This window comes from Duganella sp. LjRoot269, from assembly GCF_964254095.1.
GTDB lineage: Bacteria > Pseudomonadota > Gammaproteobacteria > Burkholderiales > Burkholderiaceae_D > Rugamonas > Rugamonas hordei.
In genome coordinates this window covers 4,743,692-4,762,784 of sequence record NZ_CAXUSL020000001.1, presented here as the reverse complement: position 1 = coordinate 4,762,784, position 19,093 = coordinate 4,743,692, and the positions used below count along the sequence as shown (strand labels likewise).

Annotated in this window: 14 protein-coding genes; 8 read left to right on the top strand and 6 right to left on the bottom strand. The window is 66.1% G+C overall.

Annotated features, from left to right (window positions below; genetic code table 11):
- The first annotated feature begins 31 nt into the window (after window positions 1–31).
- Entirely contained in the window at window positions 32–769 is a 738-nt protein-coding gene (locus tag ACSQ3S_RS21290; protein ID WP_436143670.1) for a GntR family transcriptional regulator, read from the top strand.
- Here the strand turns inward: ACSQ3S_RS21290 and mctP are convergent.
- The 4 genes from mctP to ACSQ3S_RS21270 form a co-directional block, all read right to left on the bottom strand.
- Complete coding sequence (gene mctP / locus ACSQ3S_RS21285; protein ID WP_436145059.1) at window positions 738–2,240, bottom strand: monocarboxylate uptake permease MctP; 1,503 nt, start codon at window positions 2,238–2,240, stop codon at window positions 738–740. The two genes, ACSQ3S_RS21290 and mctP, sit on opposite strands and share 32 nt — an antisense overlap.
- Complete coding sequence (locus ACSQ3S_RS21280; RefSeq protein WP_176651497.1) at window positions 2,240–2,419, bottom strand: DUF3311 domain-containing protein; 180 nt, start codon at window positions 2,417–2,419, stop codon at window positions 2,240–2,242. Before ACSQ3S_RS21280 ends, mctP begins: the two co-directional genes overlap by 1 nt.
- Window positions 2,420–2,547: 128 nt before the next feature.
- Complete coding sequence (locus ACSQ3S_RS21275; RefSeq protein ID WP_436143669.1) at window positions 2,548–6,114, bottom strand: pectinesterase family protein; 3,567 nt, start codon at window positions 6,112–6,114, stop codon at window positions 2,548–2,550.
- Window positions 6,115–6,141: 27 nt separating this feature from the next.
- Window positions 6,142–6,723 carry a PEP-CTERM sorting domain-containing protein gene (locus ACSQ3S_RS21270; RefSeq protein ID WP_436143668.1) on the bottom strand — a complete coding sequence of 194 codons (582 nt, stop codon included), beginning with the start codon at window positions 6,721–6,723 and terminating at the stop codon, window positions 6,142–6,144.
- 360 nt (window positions 6,724–7,083) lie between these two features.
- On the opposite strand from ACSQ3S_RS21270, the gene ACSQ3S_RS21265 reads away from it, so the two are divergent.
- The 6 genes from ACSQ3S_RS21265 to ACSQ3S_RS21240 all read left to right on the top strand — a co-directional run bounded on the left by ACSQ3S_RS21265 (window position 7,084) and on the right by ACSQ3S_RS21240 (window position 16,501).
- A complete protein-coding gene (locus ACSQ3S_RS21265) occupies window positions 7,084–8,649 on the top strand; it encodes a S53 family peptidase (RefSeq protein WP_436143667.1) in 1,566 nt (521 codons plus the stop codon).
- Window positions 8,650–8,806: 157 nt separating this feature from the next.
- Window positions 8,807–9,415 carry an EF-hand domain-containing protein gene (locus tag ACSQ3S_RS21260; RefSeq protein WP_436143666.1) on the top strand — a complete coding sequence of 203 codons (609 nt, stop codon included), beginning with the start codon at window positions 8,807–8,809 and terminating at the stop codon, window positions 9,413–9,415.
- Window positions 9,416–9,611: 196 nt separating this feature from the next.
- Window positions 9,612–11,153, top strand: coding sequence for an efflux transporter outer membrane subunit (locus ACSQ3S_RS21255; RefSeq protein WP_436143665.1), 1,542 nt, complete (start codon window positions 9,612–9,614; stop codon window positions 11,151–11,153).
- Window positions 11,154–11,205: 52 nt separating this feature from the next.
- Window positions 11,206–12,345, top strand: coding sequence for an efflux RND transporter periplasmic adaptor subunit (locus ACSQ3S_RS21250; protein ID WP_176652102.1), 1,140 nt, complete (start codon window positions 11,206–11,208; stop codon window positions 12,343–12,345).
- Between the two features lie 12 nt (window positions 12,346–12,357).
- On the top strand, window positions 12,358–15,441 hold the full coding sequence (locus ACSQ3S_RS21245; RefSeq protein ID WP_353404621.1) for an efflux RND transporter permease subunit: 3,084 nt from the start codon (window positions 12,358–12,360) through the stop codon (window positions 15,439–15,441).
- A 13-nt stretch (window positions 15,442–15,454) separates the two neighbouring features.
- Window positions 15,455–16,501: a GGDEF domain-containing protein gene (locus tag ACSQ3S_RS21240; protein WP_436143664.1), complete on the top strand. Its 1,047-nt coding sequence runs from the start codon at window positions 15,455–15,457 to the stop codon at window positions 16,499–16,501.
- On the opposite strand, the gene ACSQ3S_RS21235 is transcribed toward ACSQ3S_RS21240, so the two are convergent.
- The gene (locus ACSQ3S_RS21235) at window positions 16,478–18,007 is read right to left on the bottom strand and encodes a class I SAM-dependent methyltransferase (RefSeq protein WP_436143663.1); all 1,530 of its coding nucleotides are present in this window, start codon (window positions 18,005–18,007) and stop codon (window positions 16,478–16,480) included. The genes ACSQ3S_RS21240 and ACSQ3S_RS21235 overlap by 24 nt on opposite strands.
- Before the next feature lie 84 nt (window positions 18,008–18,091).
- Between ACSQ3S_RS21235 and ACSQ3S_RS21230 the strand changes: the two genes are divergently transcribed.
- Window positions 18,092–18,457: a hypothetical protein gene (locus ACSQ3S_RS21230; RefSeq protein WP_176651489.1), complete on the top strand. Its 366-nt coding sequence runs from the start codon at window positions 18,092–18,094 to the stop codon at window positions 18,455–18,457.
- A 4-nt stretch (window positions 18,458–18,461) separates the two neighbouring features.
- Here the strand turns inward: ACSQ3S_RS21230 and ACSQ3S_RS21225 are convergent, their stop codons facing one another.
- Window positions 18,462–19,037 (bottom strand): NnrU family protein, encoded by a 576-nt coding sequence (locus ACSQ3S_RS21225; RefSeq protein WP_436143662.1) that lies wholly within the window; start codon window positions 19,035–19,037, stop codon window positions 18,462–18,464.
- Between the last annotated feature and the right edge of the window lie 56 nt (window positions 19,038–19,093).

Here is a 19,093-nt window from a genome sequence, read left to right as displayed (position 1 = left end):
CTGTTCCCTGATTGCCGCTTCCCGACCCGCCATGCACCTGATAAGAGAAAACATCGCCTCGCTGTACGAACAAATCGCCTCGCTGCTGCGCGAGGAAATCCAACAGGGCCGCTTCGAACCGACGGGAAAATTGCCGTCGGAGGCGGCGCTGTGCCTGCGCTTCGGCGTCAGCCGCGTGACGGTGCGGCTGGCGCTGGCCAGGCTGGAGCAGGAAGGGACGGTGGCGCGCAAGCAGGGCAAGGGCACCTACGCGGCGGGCAAGCAGCTGCGGCATGGCCTCGACCAGCTGCGCAGTTTTCACGAGTCCTTGCTGCAGCAGGGTTTGCAGGCCGAGATGCGGCTGCTGTCGCGCGAGATCGTCGATGCGCCGGGCGGCGCCTTGAGCGTGATGGGGGACGAGGATGGACGCTGCTTGCGGCTGCAGCGCCTGCATTTATTGGATGGCGCGCCGCTGGCGGTGGGCCGCAGCTATCTGCCGCTGTTGATGAACGCCGCGGATCGTGAACGCATGGAGCGCACGCCCTCGTATGCGATCTTGCAGGAGTTGACCGGCCAGGCGGTGGCGCGGGCCGACCTGGCGATCAAGGTGGGACAGGCCGACGCCGAACTGGCGCCGGCGCTGGAAGTGGTGGAGGGCGCGCCGTTGCTGGTGATGGAGCGCAGCTCCTACTTCGCAGACGGCGCGTGCTGCGACCGGTCGCAGTTCTACATACGGCCGGAACGCTACGAGTTCGTCATCAAGACTTCGTTTGCGCAGGCTGGCGGCTAGCGCCGGCGCCACCCGCGACCAGCTGCACGATGACCGCGACGACGATGTTCAGGATCAGCGCCAGCAAGCCGGTGTAGGCGGTGTAGTTGTCGGCGCCGATCACCAGCGTGTGAATAGGCTTGATGCCGTCGCTGAACGCCAGCCAGCTGCCGGCGCCGATGCCGACCGCCCAGCCGGACAGCAGCGCGCGCGAACCGAACCAGCCGAAGAACAGGCCGAACACCACCGACGGAAAGGTCTGCAGTATCCACACGCCGCCCAGCAGCTGCAGGTCGAGCGCGAATTTGGTCGGCAGGAACAGGATGAACACCAGCGCGCCCACCTTGACCACCAGCGACACCAGCTTGGCCACGCGGGCCTCGCCGGCCGGCGTGACGGCCGGATTGACGTAGGGCTTCCAGAAGTTGCGGGTGAACAGATTGGCCGCGCCGATCGACATCACGGCCGCCGGCACCAGCGCGCCGATGGCGATGGCGGCGAACGCGAAGCCGCTGAACCAGCTCGGGAACAAGGCGTTGAACAGCGCCGGCACCACGTCGTTGTTGTTCTTGACGGTGATCTTGGCGGCGTAGGCCATGAAGCCCAGCAGCGCGATCAGGCCGAGCAGGATGGTGTAGGCCGGCAGGAACACGGCGTTCTTGCGGATGGTGTCCGCGCTCTTGGCGGCGAAGATGCCGGTCAGTGTGTGCGGATACATGAAGGCGGCCATCGCCGAGCCCAATGCCAGCGTGGCGAACGGCAGTATCTGCGCCGACTTCAAGGTCAGGCCGGTGTTGCCGCCCTTGGCCGCGAACGCTTCGGCGGCGGAGGAGAACACCACGCCGTAGCCGCCCAGCTTCATCGGCACCAGCACCACCGCGACCAGCACGACGATGTAGATCATCAGGTCCTTGACGAAGGCGATCAGCGCCGGCGCGCGCAGGCCGGCCGAGTAGGTGTACAGGGCCAGGATGACGAAGGCGGCGGCCAGCGGCAGTTCGCCGGTCAGGCCCAGCGCCTTGATCACCACTTCCATGCCGACCAGCTGCAGCGCGATGTAGGGCATGGTGGCGACCACGCCGGTCAAGGCGATCGCGAACTCCAGAGGGCGCGACAGGTAGCGGCCATACACCACGTCGGCCGCCGTCACGTGGCCGGCTTTTTGCGCCGCGTGCCACAACTTGGGCATGATCAGGAAGACGATCGGATACACCAGGATGGTGTACGGCAGCGCGAAGAAGCCGTAGGCGCCGACCGCGTACACCAGCGCCGGCACGGCGATCACGGTGTAGGCGGTGTAGAAGTCGCCGCCGACCAGGAACCAGGTGATCCAGGTGCCGAAGTTGCGGCCGCCCAGGCCCCATTCATCGAGGTGGGCGCCCTTGTTTTCCTTGCCGCTCTGCCAGCGCGAGGCGAGGAAGCCCATCACCGTCACCAGCGCGAAGAAGAAGATGAAGACGCTGAGCGCCGTCCAGTTGATCTGGCCGTCCATCATTCCTCTCCCTTTTTCAGGCCGTCCTGGTAGACGATCCAGATGATGAGCGCCGTCAGCGGCACCCACGCGAATTGATACCAGTAGAAGAAGGGGAAGCCGAACAGCGAGGGGAGTTCGTGGTTGTAGAACGGCAGCCACAGGAGGCCGATAAACGGCAGGGCGAGCAGATAGCGCATGAGGATCTCCATGATCAGGATTGTTATGCGTAGAGACGCCATCGGTCTTTTATACCGATGGTCGTCAATCGTGGGCGACAATCTATCATATTGAAAGAAAGCCTGCAGCGCCTCCCTCTAATTGGTGGCTAGGGCTGCGGATTCCAGCCGGCGCCGCCGCCGTAGGCGCTGAACACCCTGGCGCGGTCGGCAAAGCCTGCCGCCACGTCGCTGGCGCTGAGCTGGAAGCCGCCGACGCGTGCCGCCAGGTTGATCGGCGTGCCGTTCAGCGTGGTGCTGCCGTATTCGCGCCAGCCGCTGGTTGCGGTGGGCACCACGGGATTCGGCGCCGGCTGGCCGTTCACGCCCGCGCCGGCCCAGCCCACCGTGGCCACATGCGCATCCATCCTGGTATTGATGAAGGCGATGTTGTCCCACGTGGTCGTGCCGCCCGGGCTGCGCGCCAGGTAGGTGGCGCCGGCCGGCACGTCGCCGTGCAGCGGTCCGGGACCGGCGCCGTGCGTCAGGCTGCTGTTGAGGAAGACGTAGCCCTTGTCGGTGGCGTTGGCCACGCGCGCCTGCAGCACGTAGCCGCCGCTGGTGGCGCTGGTGGTGTCGCCGACCGAGCGGATTTCGCTTTCCTCGAACAGCGCGGCGCGGCTGCTGCCCCAGATGAAGTCCACGTTGCCGGCCACCAGCGAGCGATAGAACCACGAGTAGCCCTTCAGGTTCAGCGTGTCCTGCTCGCTGAAGAAGTTGGCGTTCTTCGCCACCAGGCGGCCGGTGTCGCTGTTGAAGTAGATGGTTTCCGCCTGCGCCGAGATGGCGCTCGAGCGCAGCGTGGTGTTCTTCAGCGTCAGCGTGTCGATGGTCAGCATGTCGGCCGATTCGACCATCATCACCGCGCGGCCGCCGGACGGCGTGGCGCTGTCGCCATTGGCCTGGCTGGCGCCGGAGCCGGTGTTCAGGGCATCGTAGTTGGCGTACTGGATGACGGCGCCGTCGCGGCTTTCGCCCACCAGCGTCACGTTGTTCTTGCCGCGCAGGTAGAGCAGCTCGTTGTAGACGCCGTTGCGGACGTTGATGGTCAGCGGATCGCTGGCGCCCAGTTCCTTCATCGTGTAGTTGAGCGCCGCCTGCACGGTGTTGAAGTCCGCGTCGTCGCCGGCGCCCACGGTCAGGCTGGCGGCGCCGCCGGCCGGGCCCGCGGCGCGGGTGGTGAATGACCAGTCGCCCAGCTTGCCGATGCCGGTGAACGGTATGCCGCCCAACGTGGCGCCGTTGAACACGCCGTTGGCGACTGCCACGTAGTACTCGGTGCCGTAAGCGAGCTTGTTGCTGTGCGGTTTGATCGTCACCGTGTTGCCGCTGACGGCGACCGGCGTGGTGTTGACCTTGCGGATGCTGGCCTGGCCGGCATAGCCCAGGATATCGGTCTCGCCGGACAGGCGGATCACGTCCACCAGCGCGTCGTCGGTCTTGCGGAAGATGCGGATGCTGCCGCTGGTTCCCAGCGTCGGCGGCGTATCGAAGGTCAGCTTGAGCGAGGCGTCGATATTGGCGTTGCCGGCATGCGCGGGGGGCATGACCGCGCCGGTCAGCGGATAGGCTTGCGCCGGCTGCACGAACTGCGGACTGATGGTGGCGGCGATCGTGCGCTGCAGGGTCGGATCGGAATCGCTGGCGATGGTGACGGTGGCGTTGCCGGCGCCGACCGCCGTCACGCTCAGCACCGTGCCGTTGATGGCCACCGCGGCCACCGCCGGGTTGCTGGAGCTGGCGGTGAAGGTATCGAGCGTGCCGTTCGGCTTGACCGCTGTGACGTTGACGGCGAGCGGCGCATCGCCCACTTCCGCCGAGTAGCTCAGCGTCGACGGATTGAGCGTCAGCTGCGAAGGCTTGAGTGCCGGATCGCCGATGCGCACGTCGTCGATCTGGAACGATTTGTTGGCCGTGTACAGGCCGACCAGGCCGCGATCGGCAAAGGAGGCATCGGTGACGGTGCCCAGCGCTTCGCCGTCAAGATAGACGGTCAGCGAAGTGCCGATCATTTCGAAGCGCACGGTGTAGAACTGCGCGTCCATCTGGATCGGCTTCTTCACCTGCTTGGGCCGCGACAGCGTCCCGGCCAGCATCCTGGCGATTTCCACCTGCGTGCTGGCGGTGCTGCTCTGTACATTGAGGCCGCCGCCGTACCAGTTGGCGGCGTCCTTGTAGCGGGTGACCAGGTACAGCAGCTTGTTGCCGGTGGTGCCGTTGGTCATCGGCTTGATGCGCGCCTCGACGTAGTAGTCGCCGGTTGGCACCGCGCTCATGGCCGCGGGCTTCAGCAGCGCCAGCACGCCGCCGGTGCTGGCCGCCGTGTACTGCATCACCATGTTGGTGGCGCCTATGCTTTCAGCCTTGACGCTGAAGCTGCCGTTGGCGCCGGCCACCGGCAGCAGGTTCCAGTTGGACGAGCTGCCGTTCTGGAAGTCGTCGCAGAAGTACAGGCCCGAAGGCGGGCAGGCCAGCGTGACGGTGACGTCGGGCGTGACGTTGCCGCTGCCGGTGATCGCCGTGGCCAGCTTGCCGCCGCCGGCCTGCGCCAGCGCGTTGGCCTTGACCAGCGCCTGAGGCCGCGCGGAGTAGGCGTACGGCACCGTGTAGGCGACGCTGTTCGGCACCGAGCATCCGGCCAGGGCGGCGCCGTTCAGCACCGAGCCGCTGTCCCTGAAGGCGCCGGGCACGGTGCCGCCTATCGGCTCGACCACGTCGTCGCAGCGAGACACCCCGGCGATCTCGAACACGTTGTTGTTGGACAGGATCTGCGCGGCCTGGCCAACGCCGATGCTGTATTCGTAGGGGTAGGCCGGGTGCGATCTGCTGCCGACGAAGTAGTTGTTGTACACGTGGACCTGGCCGTAGCGCACGCGCGGCGCGCGGCTGACGATATCGCGGAACACGTTGTTGCTGAAGGTGACGTGCAGCTTGCCGCTGTCGGCGACGGCCGTGTCGCTGGAGCCGATCAGGTTGTTCTTGCGGTGCTGGCCGAAGACGTTGTACGACACCGTCACGTAGTCCGAGGCGTTGGTGACGTCGAGCGCGCCGTCGTGGCATTGCTTGACCTGGCCATTCTCGACCGGCAGCAGGTCGTCGGTCATGGCGCCGTCGGTGAAGGTGTTGTGGTCGATCCAGATGTGGTCCGAGCCGCTGACGCCGATGCCGTCATAGGCCGAGTTCCAGTTGCCCAGCGCGCCGTCGGTCGGATCCCAGATCGGCCCGACGTCGCAGGGATTGACGATCTTCAGGTTGCGGATGATGACCTGCGAGACGTTGGACAGGATGATGTGGCCGTTGACGATGCCGGAATTGGCGCCGTCGCCGATCAGCGTGGTGTTGCTGGGCAGGCGTATCAGGCCGCGGATGGCCTGGTCGCCGGTGTTCGCATACGGCACGCCTTCGCTCATGTCGATGGTGCCGGCGAGCTTGATGATCTTGGCGTTGCTGCCGCCATGCTTGATCGCCGCCAGCAGCTGCACGCGGTTGGCCGCCGTGTAGATATTGGACGACAGCGCGGCCGAACCGCCGGCGGTGCCGCCGGCCTGGCCGGCAAAGCCGTCGGCCGGCGCCGTTTGCAGCGCGACGTCGGCCGCCGTGGCGACGGCGACGCCGCCGGCCAGCAGGGAAAACAAAAGGGACAGGCGTAGCGCCGCCCTGAAACCTGTGCGTTTCATAAGGTGCTCCTTGAGTGTGAGGGCGGACTAGTTCTGTTTGCGGCGCAGGCGGCCCAGCAGGCCCAGGCCCGCCAGCAGCATCCACGCGGCGGCCGGCTCGGGCACCGGCGCGGTCGGCGACTGCAGCGTGATCGCCGTTTCCAGCGGACTGTAGTCGCCGTTCCAGCTCACGCCCCTCAGGTCGATGGCGATGGTGTGGTTGTTCACCAGGGTCAGCACCGGCGTGCCGGTGGTGGCGCCGGCATCGGTCACGCCGAAGCCGGTGATGGGGGCGGCCAGCGTGGCGCCGAAATCGAAGCTGGCGCTGTAGCTGCCGGCGGCCAGCGGACCGTTGTTGTAGATGGTCAGGTGGCCGTTGGGCGCGAAGTCGAACACCAGCGCGTAGTCGGCGCTGATGAATTCGGCGTTGGACAGATAGGGATCGAGGCCGCTGACGTTGCTGCCGGCTTCGGCCGCGAAGCCGTGGTCGGCGCCCAGCATGCCCGCGGCGTCGCCGTTGTAGGCGGCGGTGATGACGGCGTTGTGCAGCGGATCGGCGGTCGCTTGCGCGCCGCCGGCGGCGAGCGCAAGACATGCGGCCGCCATGGCTTTGAGTACGGGATTGTGCATTTGTGTCTCCAGATATTGAGTTCAACAACGCCGGTCTGCGCCGGGTGCCGGTCGGCACACCTCGCGTATGCCGCGCCACCGCGAGGAGGGCGCCGGGAGGGCCGAGCTCGCAGTTGGTCAAAAATCTGTGTGATGCAGTAAGCAGCTTCAAGCGCTTAAGTGGTCGGCCAATTCTATGGTGGTCTGACCAATTTTGCAAGGTGGACTGGCCGGTAAGTTGAAAATGTGTTGCTTCTTCGGCAGTGGCCGTCCATCGCAACTCCCGGGGGAAGCGCAGCGACTCTGTGCTGCGTCAATCGTGCGCTGCCCGGCGACAGTATCGTTTGAGATCCCCCCCCAACACCTCAGAGGAGAATTCAGATGGCAACTACTTCCCACCCGAATATCATTCCCGGCAGCGGCCAATTGGCGTTGCAGGGCGCGGTCGCGCTGGGTCCGGTGGCGGACGAGCAGACCTTGGAAATCACGGTCCGGCTGCGCGCCAGCCCGGTGCTGGCGCCGCTGGACCTGCAGCCGGCCACGGCCGACACCTCGCCCGGCGGCCGCCGGTACCTGAGCCGCGAACAGTTCGCCCAGGCGCATGGCGCCAGCGACGACGACATCGCCAAGGTGGAAGACTTCGCCCGGCAGCGCGGCATGGCGGTCATCAGCAGCAGCCCGGCCCAGCGCCGCGTGGTGCTGGCCGGCACGGCGGCGCAGATGAGCGCCGCGTTCGGCGTGCAGCTGCAAGAGTATGAATACCCGGACGGCAGCTATCGCGGCCGGGTCGGCGAACTGAGCGTGCCCGATGAGCTGGCCGGCGTGGTCGAAGGCGTGTTCGGGCTGGACGACCGGCCGGTGGCCACGCCCAAGTTCCAGCGCCTGCAGCTGGACACCTTCGCCTCGATGGCGGTGGCCAATATCTCCTTCACGCCGCCGCAGCTGGCGCAGATGTACAACTTTCCGCAGGGGCTGGACGGCAGCGGCCAGTGCATCGGCATTATCGAGCTGGGCGGCGGCAGCCGGCCGCGCGACCTGCGCATCTACTTCGGCGAACTGGGGCTGCCGGTGCCGCGCGTCAAATCGATTTCGATCGACCACGCCAAGAACCGGCCGACCACGGCCAACAGCGCCGACGGCGAAGTGATGCTCGATATCGAAGTGGCGGGCGCCGTCGCGCCGGGCGCGCTGATCGCCGTGTATTACGCGCCGAACACCGAGCGCGGCTTCCTCGACGCCATCACCGCCGCCGTGCACGACGACGTCAACCGGCCGTCGGTGATCTCGATCAGCTGGGGCGCGCCGGAATCGGCCTGGACCGGGCAGGCGATGATGGCCTATGAGCAGGTCTTCGCCGATGCGGCCGCGATGGGCGTGACCATCCTGTGCGCGGCGGGCGACAACGGCTCCACCGACGGCGTGGCCGACGGCGCCCAGCACGTCGACTTCCCGGCGTCGGCGCCGCACGCGCTGGCCTGCGGCGGCACCCGGGTGACGTTGCAGGATGGCGGCACGCCGGCCGAATCGGTGTGGAACAGCGGCCCCAACAGCGCCACCGGCGGCGGCTTCAGCAGCTTCTTCGCCCGTCCGGACTACCAGACGGCTGTCGGCAACGGGCAGGCGGCGCGCGGCGTGCCCGACGTGGCCGGCGACGCCGATCCGGCCAGCGGCTACCGGGTGAGGGTGGATGGACAGACGCTGGTGATCGGCGGCACCAGCGCCGTGGCGCCGTTGTGGGCCGGGCTGCTGGCGCTGATCAACCAGAAAATCGGCCGCCCGGTCGGCTTCCTCAATCCGCTGCTGTACGGTTCGCTGCAAGGCAAGGGCGTAACCCGCGACGTCGTCGTTGGCAATAATGGAGCGCAACAGGCGGCCCAGGGATGGGATGCCTGCACCGGTTGGGGCTGTCCCGATGGGGAAAAACTATTGCAGGCACTGAGCAATTAATTTTACCGATCAAGGAGGTGTCCAGGCGGCAGTTTTGCATGGGGAAAAGACACTTTTTGCGCCTGGACACCGCTAAAAATGGTGATTGTTGCCAAAACGCTGATAGAATAGTGAGGTGAGGAATTTATTTGCGGTCGAGCCGTTATAGGAGCCGATTATGATTATGGTGAACAACATTAGTGGTGCTACCCTGTCTGCTGCGGCCGTCGCGGAGAAGGCACTCGAGCCGAAAAAAATCGCCACTCCCACCCCCGAGACCAATGCGGACATGAGCGCCTCGGTGGCGGCTTATCTGTCGCTGCCCGGCTTCAATGCGCCGCTGCAGACCGACCCCAACACGACCGTCAACGCGGCCGACAAGGCCAGCGCCGTGATCAAGGCAGTGGCGGAATCGGACGACGACAGCCTGAAGCTGGCGCTCAAGCAATTCGACGAAGGCTTGAAAAAGCTGGTGCAGCGTCCCGAAACCCAATTCTTCCAGGCCAAGTTCGGCACCGACAACGGCGCCCAGGAAGACAGCCTGGTATCGCCGGACCCGCTGCCGGGCGTGGACGAGAACGGCTTGCTGGGCAGCGGCAAGGTCGACATGTCGGCCGACACCAACCGCGACGGCAAGATCAGCCCGGAAGAGCTGCGCCGCTACCAGATGCCGATCACCTACCGCAGCAGCCAGCACGCCGCCGATGCGGTGGCGGACGGCCCATCGGCCTTCTCGCTGACCGAAGCCAACCGTGCCTACGGCGTGGTGGCCACCGCCGACGCCTGATACTTGCATCCTGTAATAAAAAGGGCTTTGCCAGCGGCAAAGCCCTTTTTTTATGCCTGAGGCGGAGCAGCGGCCTCGGCTATCCCGTTCGCGATACAAAAAACACACTAACTCTGCAAAAAGTGCGAATATGTCGGGCAAAAGTGCGTTTCAGTTAACTTTTGGCGTGGCATGCATCTTTTAGCGGGAGTTTTTAGTGAGAAACCAGAAATTCAAGCATTTGCAGTGGCGCGCGTCGCGCGCCGGCATGGCGGCCCTGGCCGCCGCCGCCCTGGGCGGTTGCGCGCTCGGCCCCGATTTCAAAACACCCTCCGCTCCGGCCAACGCCGGCGACAGCTATACCCCGACGCCGCTGGCGGCGACGACGGCGGCGTCCAGCGGCCCCGGCGGCGCGGCGCAGCAGTTCGCGCCGGGGCAGGATATCCCGGCCCAGTGGTGGACCGTGTTCCGCTCGCCGGCGCTGGACCAGCTGATACGCGGCGCGCTGGAACAGAATCCGACCATGGCGGCGGCCGAAGCCTCGCTGCGCCAGACCCAGGAACTATACAACGCCCAGGCCGGCAACCTGGTCTATCCGTCGGTGAACGGCCAGCTGGGCGTGTCGCGGCAGAAGGTGTCCGCCGCCACCGCCGGCAACGGCGCGGGCGTGTTCAACCTGTATAACGCCTCGGTCAACGTGGCCTACACGCCGGACGTGTTCGGCGCCACCCGCCGCACGCTGGAAGGGGCGAGGGCGCAGGTCGACTACCAGCGCTTCCAGGTCGAGGCGACCTATCTCGCGCTGAGCGCCAACGTGGTCACCACGGCGATCCGCGAAGCGTCGCTGCGGGCGCAGCTGAAGGCCACGCGCGAAGTGCTGGACGCGCTCACCAAGCAGATGGGCGTCATCGAGAAGCAGTTCGAGTTCGGCGCCATCCCGCGCAATACCCTGCTGACCCAGCGCAACCAGGTGGCGCAGATCGCCGCCACCCTGCCGCCGCTGGAAAAGGCGCTGGCGCAAAGCCGCCATCAGCTGTCCGTGCTGGCGGGCAAGCTGCCGAGCGAGGCCGGCATGCCGGAGTTCTCGCTGGAGTCGCTGACCTTGCCGGAATCGCTGCCGGTGTCGCTGCCGTCGGCGCTGGTGCGCCAGCGGCCCGACATCCGCGCCAGCGAGGAGCAGCTGCATGCGGCCAGCGCGCAGATCGGCGTGGCGACGGCGGCCCAGTATCCGCAATTCACGCTGAGCGGCAGCTACGGCTCGTCGGCGCAGACCTTCGGCAAGCTGTTCGATGCGCAGACCACCGCCTGGAACCTGGCGGGCGGGCTGGTGGCGCCCATCTTCAACGGCGGCGCGCTGAGCGCGCAGCGGCGCGCGGCGGAAGCGGCCTACGACGCGGCGGCGGCGCAATACCGCGCCACCGTGCTGGCGGCCTTCCAGAACGTGGCCGACAGCCTGCGCGCGCTCGACTCCGACGCGGCGTCGCTGAAGGCGCAGGCCGAGGCGGAATCGCTGGCGGCCGAATCGCTGGCGCTAGCCACCGAGCAGTACAAGCTGGGCGGCATCAGCTACCTGCTGCTGCTCGACGCCCAGCGCGTCTACCAGCAGTCCCACGTCAGCCTGGTGCAGGCGCAGGCGGCGCGCTATGCCGACACGGCGGCGCTGTTCCAGGCGCTGGGCGGCGGCTGGTGGAACCGTTCCGGCGGCGTGCCGGCGGCGACCGCCGTATCGGCCGCGGCGCCGTACGGAACGGCTAAGTAAACAATATCGAACAACATCCATAGCAGGAGATAGATTCATGGCCAAGCGACTCATGACCAAGCGTATATTCATCATGATAGGGTGCGTCATTTTGCTGATCGCCGTGCTGGCGTTCGGGAAGTATCTGCAGATTAAGAAGCTGATCGCCAGTTCGCCCAAGCCGGGCGCGCAGGTGGTCACCGCGATGAAGGCGGAGATCTCCGAATGGCAGCCGCAGCTGACCTCCGTCGGCACCTTGGTGCCGGTGCGCGGCGTCGACGTGACCACCGAGATCGCCGGCCTGGTGCGCAAGGTTAATTTCAAGTCGGGCGATGAAGTCAAGTCCGGCCAGGTGCTGTTCGAGATGAACGCCGATTCCGACGTGGCCCAGCTGCGCGCGCTGCAGGCCGCCGCCGACCTGTCGGCCTCGGTGCTCAAGCGCGACAAGCTGCAGTTCGCCGCGCAGGCCATCAGCCAGGCGCAGCTCGACAATGACGACGCCGACCTGAAGAGCCGCAAGGCGCTGGTGGCGCAGCAGCAGGCGCTGGTCGACAAGAAGACCATCCGCGCGCCGTTCGCCGGCAAGCTGGGCATCACCGCCGTCAATCCCGGCCAGTACCTGAACCCGGGCGACAAGCTGGTGACCCTGCAAACCATCGATACCGTGTATGTCGATTTCTACGTGCCGCAGAAGCAGCTGGCCGGCCTGTCCATCGGCCAGAAGCTGAACCTGACCAACGATGCCTATCCCAGCCTGGGCTTCCCCGCCAAGGTGACCTCGATCAGCCCGAAAGTGGACCCGGCCACCCGCAACGTGCAGGTCGAGGCGACCGTGCCGAACGCCAAGCGCCAGCTGTTGCCGGGCATGTTCGCCAACGTCAGCCTGGACCTGGGCGACAAGAAGAAATACCTGACCCTGCCGCAGACGGCCATCACCTACAACCCGTACGGCTCGACCGTGTTCGTGCTGGCGCCGGGAACGGGCAAGGACGCGCCCAAGGATGACAAGGGCAACGCCCAGCTGGTGGCGCAGCAGGTGTTCGTCACCACCGGCCCGACCCGCGGCGACCAGGTGGCCATCCTGACCGGCCTGAAGGAGGGCCAGACGGTGGTCACCAGCGGCCAGCTGAAACTGAAGAACGGCACCCCGGCCGTCATTGACAACAAGGTGCAGCCGTCCAACAGCCCGAATCCGACGCCGCAAGAACACTAAGGAGGGCGCGCCATGAACTTTACCGACATCTTCATCAAGCGCCCGGTGCTGGCCAGCGTGGTCAGCCTGCTGATCGTGGTGCTGGGCCTGCGCTCGCTGTTCAGCCTGCCGATCAACCAGTATCCGAAGACGCAGAACGCGGTGGTCACCATCTCCACCACCTACTACGGCGCCGATGCCGCCACCGTGGCCGGCTTCATCACGCAGCCGCTGGAATCGGCGGTGGCGCAGGCGCAGGGCATCGACTACCTGTCGTCGTCGTCCAACAGCGGCGTGTCCGTGATCACCGCCACGCTGCGGCTGAACTACGATTCCAACCGCGCGCTGACCGAGATCACCACCCAGGTCAACTCGGTGCGCAACCAGCTGCCGCAACAGGCGCAGCAACCGGTGCTGACGGTGCAGACCGGCCAGACCACCGACGCCATGTACATGGGCTTCTACAGCGACACGCTGCCGACCAACAACGTCACCGACTTCCTGGCGCGCGTGGTCAAGCCCAAGCTCGATTCGATCCAGGGCGTGCAGACCGCCGAGCTGCTGGGCGCGCGCCAGTTCGCGCTGCGGGCCTGGCTGGACGCGAACAAGATGGCGGCCCACGGCGTCACCGCGACCGAAGTCAGCGCCGCGCTGGCGCAGAACAACTACCTGGCCGGCCTGGGCGCCACCAAGGGCCAGATGGTGACCGTGCCGCTGACCGCCGGCACCGACCTGCACACGGTGGAGGAGTTCAAGGCGCTGGCCATCAAGCAGGCCGGCGGCGCCATCGTCCACCTGGAGGACATCGCCACCGTCACGCTGGGCTCGGAGAACTATGACTTCAACGTCGCCTTCAGCGGCGTGCGCTCGGTGTTCATCGGCATCAAGGTGGCGCCGGAGGCCAACATCCTCGACGTCGCCAAGCGCGTGCGCGAGGCCTTCCCGCCGATCAAGGAGCAGCTGCCGAACGGCCTGACCGGCGAAATCGTCTACGACTCGACGGACTTCATCAACACCTCGATCGACGAAGTGGTCAAGACGCTGATCGAGGCCCTGATCATCGTCACCATCGTCATCTACCTGTTCCTGGGCAGCTTCCGCGCGGTGATCGTGCCGGTGATCGCGATGCCGCTGTCGCTGATCGGCACCTTCTTCGTGATGCTGATGCTGGGCTATTCGATCAACCTGCTGACCTTGTTGGCGATCGTGCTGGCGATCGGCCTGGTGGTCGACGACGCCATCATCGTGGTGGAGAACGTCGACCGCCACATGAAGGCGGGCATGAAGCCCTACGACGCGGCCATCGTCGCGGCGCGCGAACTGGGCAGCCCGATCCTGGCGATGACGGTGGTGCTGATCGCCGTCTACGTGCCGATCGGCTTCCAGGGCGGCCTGACCGGCGCGCTGTTCACCGAATTCGCGTTCACGCTGGCCGGCGCGGTGGCGGTGTCGGGCATCGTCGCGCTGACCCTGTCGCCGATGATGTGCGGCCACTTCTTCGACGCCAAGCAGGACGAGGGGCGTTTCGTCAAGGCCATCGACAAGGTGTTCGACAAGGTGCACAACGGCTACCTGCGGCTGCTGCACAGCCTGCTCAACACCTGGCCGGTGCTGATCATCATGGGCGTGATCCTCAGCCTGCTGCTGGGCCTGATGTTCAAGATGTCGCAGGCCGAGCTGGCGCCGGAAGAGGACCAGGGCATCGTGCTGTCGCAGGTGGTCGGCGCGCCGACCGCCACCTCGGACCAGATGCAGGCCTACGCCAAGCAGATCTTCGACATCGCCCACTCGCTGCCGGAATACGAGCAGATGTTCCAGATCACCGGCGTGCCGACCACCAACGCCGGCATCGGCGGCGTGCTGTTCAAGTCGTGGGACAAGCGTTCGCGCTCGGCGCACGAGATCCAGACCGAGCTGCAGGCCAAGTGGAACAACGTGGCCGGCGGGCGCGTGGCGGCGTTCCAGTTCCCGGCGCTGCCGGGCAGCTCCGGCTTGCCGGTGCAGTTTGTCATCACCACCACCGAGCCGTTCGAGAACCTGAACACGGTGGCGCAGGCGGTGCTGGACAAGGCGCGCAAGGACAACAAGTTCTACTTCGCCGACGTCGACCTGAAGATCGACACGCCGCAGGCGCGCGTCGAGGTGGACCGCGACAAGCTGGCCACGCTGGGCCTGACGCAGCAGGACTTCGGCAACGCCATGGGCGCGGCGCTGGGCGGCGGCTACGTCAACTACTTCTCGATCTCCGGTCGCTCGTACAAGGTGATCCCGCAGGTGCAGCAGGTCGACCGCCTCAACCCGGCCGACGTGCTGGACTTCCAGATCAAGACGCCGAGCGGCGCCATGATCCCGGCCAGCACCGTGGCCAGCATCAGCTACAGCGTGCAGCCGGAATCGGTGACCCGCTTCCAGCAGCTCAATTCGGCCACCATCGCCGGCGTGACGGGCGCCTCGCAGGGCGAGATCCTCGAATACCTGCGCAACACGCTCAAGGAGGTGGCGCCGTCGGGCTACACGGTGGACTACTCGGGCAGCTCGCGCCAGTTCGTCAGCGAGTCGGGCGGCTTCGTGCTGACGATGGCGTTCGCGGTGGTGATCGTGTTCCTGGCGTTGGCGGCGCAGTTCGAGAGCTTCCGCGATCCGATCGTGATCCTGTTCTCGGTGCCGATGGCGCTGTTCGGCGCGATGACCTTCATCTTCCTCGGCTTCGCCTCGATCAACATCTATACCCAGGTCGGGCTGGTGACGCTGATGGGACTCATTTCCAAACATGGTATCCTGATCGTGGAAGTGGCCAACCACCTGCGTTTGGCCGGCAAGAACAAGCGCGAAGCGATCGAGGAAGCCGCCGCCACCCGGCTGCGGCCCATCCTGATGACGACGGCGGCCATGGTATTCGGCGTGGTGCCGCTGGTGATCGCCTCGGGCGCTGGGGCGGCCGGACGCCATGCGATGGGGCTGGTGATCTTCACCGGGCTGTCGATCGGCACGCTGTTCACGCTGTTCGTGGTGCCTGCCATGTATATGTTCCTGGCGGGCGAGCACAAGGCTGAAACGCATGCCACGGCTGAATCGGCAACGGGCCCGGCTGACCAACCCGCAGGCCAGGCGACATAACACCATAAGAAATATGCCCGAAGAAGTGCAGGGAAAGCGGCAGGGAAAGCGCAAGCGCAGCCTGGAGGAAGTGATACTCCTGCTGCTGTGCGCGCTGAGCATTCCCAGCATCCTGCCGTTCGGGATCTACCGCCTGCTGCAGCACAGCTGGATGTCGGCGGCGGTTGACATGACGCTGGTACTGGGCATGGTGGCGGTGATGCTGCATGTGTGGCGCACCGGCCGCCACCGCCTCGCCAGCCTTGGGGTGACGATCTTTTACTCGGCCGGCATGCTGGCCACCGTGTACCTGCGCGGCGTATCGCTGGTGTACTGGGTGTACCCGACCATGATCGCCGCCTTTTTCGTGCTGCGGCCGCGCGCCGCGCTGACCATCAACAGCGTCTCGCTGGCAGGACTGGTGGCGATCCTGCTGCCCCAACTGGAGCTGCTCAACCTGCTGACGATCGTGGTGACCATCGTGCTGGTCAATCTGTTCGCCTATATTTTCGCCGACCGCACCGGCCTGCAGAACCGCGCGCTGCACACGGCGGTGGAGCTGGACTTCCTGACCGGCGTGGGCAACCGCCGCGCGCTGGACCGCAAGCTGGCCGCGCATGCCGAGGAACGCCGCCCGCACCTGGAATCGAGCCTGCTGCTGCTGGACCTGGACCACTTCAAGCAGGTCAACGATCTGTTCGGCCATGCCGCCGGTGACGAGGCGTTGAAACGCCTGTGCGAGGTGATGCGGCAGCATACGCGGGCGTCGGATCGGATCTTCCGCTACGGCGGCGAGGAGTTCGCCATCATCGCCAGCGGCGCCGGCCTGAGCGCCGCCGCCAGGCTGGCCGAAGGCTTGCGTGGTGCGGTGGCCGGCGCTCCCCTGGTGCCGAGCCATCCGGTCACGGTGTCGATCGGCGTCACCTACATGGACAAGAGCACCGGCCCGGCGGACTGGCTGATGCGGGCCGATAAGATGCTGTACGCGGCCAAGCAGGGTGGCCGCAACGCGGTGCGCGTGGCTGATTCAGCCGAGTCAGCCGATTCGGCCTTCCCGTCAGAGCACACCCAGGGCGCGTAGCGGCGCCAGGTGCTTGTCGTGGAACTCGGCGGCCTGCCGGTTCAACTCGGCCACGTTGGCGTCGTCGCCCTCCAGGGTCTTGCCGTCCTTGACGATGGACTGCCCCTGCGACTTGAGCACATGCCAGGCATACTCCACCCATTCCCCGGGCCGTGTTTTTCCTTGCGCCTGCGCGGCGATGAACAGCTGCTGGAAACGGTGTACGGGAATTCCGCCGCCGAGGGCAGGGCTGGCCAGGAAGGGAATCTCGGCGGTATAGTGCGCGCGCTGGATCAGCGCCCGGTTCAGCTTCTCGGTCTCGGGCCGGCGTGCCGCGGCTTCCTGCTCGTCGAGCGCCGCGCCCAGGACGTTTTTCTCGACCAGCAGCATGCAGGCCTGGTGCAGCTGCGGCAGCGTGATGCTCCGCAAAGCCTGCTGCATCTGGCCGATGGTGCGCGCCTGATGGTCGCTCATCAGGTCCAGTATCGGATTGTAGATCTCCGCGCTCAGCGCGCCCTCGCCAACCGCGCCGGCGATGGTGAGCGTGACGTCGTCGCGCGCCATGCACATGATCATCCGCTGGGCGCGCAATTGTTCGGCGTATTCCAGCGGCTGCAGCTGGCGCCTGCCCTTGATCCAGTAGTCGCGCCGGAACTGCTGGTTGATCATGAAATCGAAAACGCTTTCGCGGAATACCGGGTCCGGTATTTCATCGAGCAAGGCCCGTTGTTCCGAGGTCAGGTTCAGCTCCGGCACCAGCTCGGGATAGCTGGCGGAGCAGGCGTAATCGAGCTTGGCGTCGACCAGCCAGCCGGCTATGTCGGCGAAGGACATCGGCAGCCAGTCGCGGTTGAAGTATTCGTGCGCCAGGTACTGGCGATTCTGGCCGCCGAGTTTCTTCATCCGCTCCGCCACGCCGGGATTGGCGCGGGCATACAGCGGGTTGGCCGCCATCAGCTTGTCGGCGAAGGCCAGCGCGCCGTCGACCTTGGCGACGATGCCGGCGCCGGGCGCGGTCATCACGCTGGCGTGTTGCGTCATCAGGTCGCGCATCGGTACCATCGCCGCCCAGCCGGGCTGGGTGTTATAGCTGATGTACAGCAGCCCGCCGACCTTCAGCTTGCGCCGCACGAAATCGACGATGACGGCGCGGTTGTCATCCGAGATCCAGCTCCAGATACCGTGCAGGCCGATGTAGTCGAAATCCGGCAAGTCGCTGCGGTTGCAGAATTCCGCGAAGGACTGGTCGTACAGCGCTGGGCCGTCGGCCAGGTGCTCCGCCAGTTGCCGGGCAAATCCCGCCTGGCCGGGATTGAAATCGGTACCGTACCACCTGGTGGCTGAAGCGGCCGCATGGATATTGGCGCTGATGCCCTGGCCGTAGCCCAGCTCGCAGGCGGTGCCGCTTTCGGGCAGAGCGATGCGCGCGTGCAGCAGCGCCAGGTTCGCCCGCAACGGGTTCAGCGCGTGATAATACCCGTAGGTGTAGCCGATGTCGGCGATATAGCCATTGCTCCAATTTGTCATGCTCCACCTCGTCGATGAACTGCACAAATTCTAGTGCAGTTTTGATATGATGGGCGCAAGGATGCGAACGAAACGGGGGATGGCATGAGATACATCATCGCGGCAGCGGTGCTGGCGGCAAGCGCGCGCGGCGCCGCCGCCTTGCCGTCCCCGCCGCCTTCTCCACCGCCGGCCAGCCCGCCGGTGCTGACCGATGAGATCATCAAGAAGGCCGTGCGGGAGACCATCGCGGAAAATCCGCAGCCGCTCGTCAACCGCAACGCCGGGGCATTTTCCGCCGGCACCGCGCACGACAAGATGAGCGCAGCATTCGAGCAGGCCAAGGTACCCGACTGCCTGCACGGCGACGCGCTGAAACATCAGCCGGCGCAGATTGGTCCGATCGCCGTGGTTGGGCCGTATTCGCTGCCGTGGGTGATCGCGGCGGCGCTGCGCGGCAAGTGCAACTGAATCTCTAGAACGGGCTGACGCCGATCAGCAGCAGGTGCAGCCAGTGCGCGAACAGCACCGACACCGCAAACCCCACCACCACGGTAATCGTCGTACCGATGGCGGTACCCGCAGGGTAGGTGGTGCCGGCGGCCCGGTCGCGCCTGCGGGCCGCGCGGAACAGCAGCACCGACCATAGCAGGAAGCTGCCGAACAGGATGATGTCGTGCAGCGTGCCGTTGGCCAGCAGGTGCGCCAGCGCCCAGGTCTTGACGGCCAGCGTCATCGGATGATGGATCTTGGCCTTGATGCTGTTGCGCGGCACGTAGGCCGCCGCCAGCAGAATGAAGGCGATGACCATCAGCGGAGCGGCGACGTGGGCCATCGCCTTCGGCGGCGACCAGACCACCACCGGTTGCTGGCGCGCGATGCTGTAGCCCCAGACGATCAGGCCGAAGCCGGCCAGCGACACCACCGAGTACAAGCCCTTCCACGCGTTCGCGCCGAGCTTCGCGCGCATGGCCGTGCGCCAGTCGTCGGCGAAGATGCGCACCGAGTGCAGTCCGAGAAAAATTACCAAGCCGAGTATCAGTATCGCCATCGCGCATCCCTGTGCTGGTTAAATGTGATGACGATACACTGCTGTGCGGCCGCACG

Bases quoted from the DNA above. Each gene is read 5' to 3' on its own strand.
- ACSQ3S_RS21245 (WP_353404621.1), top strand. From the start codon at position 12,358: ATGAACTTTACCGACATCTTCATCAAGCGCCCGGTGCTGGCCAGCGTG.
- ACSQ3S_RS21225 (WP_436143662.1), bottom strand. From the start codon at position 19,037: ATGGCGATACTGATACTCGGCTTGGTAATTTTTCTCGGACTGCACTCG.
- ACSQ3S_RS21250 (WP_176652102.1), top strand. From the start codon at position 11,206: ATGACCAAGCGTATATTCATCATGATAGGGTGCGTCATTTTGCTGATC.
- ACSQ3S_RS21290 (WP_436143670.1), top strand. From the start codon at position 32: ATGCACCTGATAAGAGAAAACATCGCCTCGCTGTACGAACAAATCGCC.
- mctP (WP_436145059.1), bottom strand. From the start codon at position 2,240: ATGGACGGCCAGATCAACTGGACGGCGCTCAGCGTCTTCATCTTCTTC.
- ACSQ3S_RS21260 (WP_436143666.1), top strand. From the start codon at position 8,807: ATGATTATGGTGAACAACATTAGTGGTGCTACCCTGTCTGCTGCGGCC.
- ACSQ3S_RS21270 (WP_436143668.1), bottom strand. From the start codon at position 6,723: ATGCACAATCCCGTACTCAAAGCCATGGCGGCCGCATGTCTTGCGCTC.
- ACSQ3S_RS21280 (WP_176651497.1), bottom strand. From the start codon at position 2,419: ATGCGCTATCTGCTCGCCCTGCCGTTTATCGGCCTCCTGTGGCTGCCG.
- ACSQ3S_RS21235 (WP_436143663.1), bottom strand. From the start codon at position 18,007: ATGACAAATTGGAGCAATGGCTATATCGCCGACATCGGCTACACCTAC.
- ACSQ3S_RS21265 (WP_436143667.1), top strand. From the start codon at position 7,084: ATGGCAACTACTTCCCACCCGAATATCATTCCCGGCAGCGGCCAATTG.
- ACSQ3S_RS21275 (WP_436143669.1), bottom strand. From the start codon at position 6,114: ATGAAACGCACAGGTTTCAGGGCGGCGCTACGCCTGTCCCTTTTGTTT.
- ACSQ3S_RS21240 (WP_436143664.1), top strand. From the start codon at position 15,455: ATGCCCGAAGAAGTGCAGGGAAAGCGGCAGGGAAAGCGCAAGCGCAGC.
- ACSQ3S_RS21230 (WP_176651489.1), top strand. From the start codon at position 18,092: ATGAGATACATCATCGCGGCAGCGGTGCTGGCGGCAAGCGCGCGCGGC.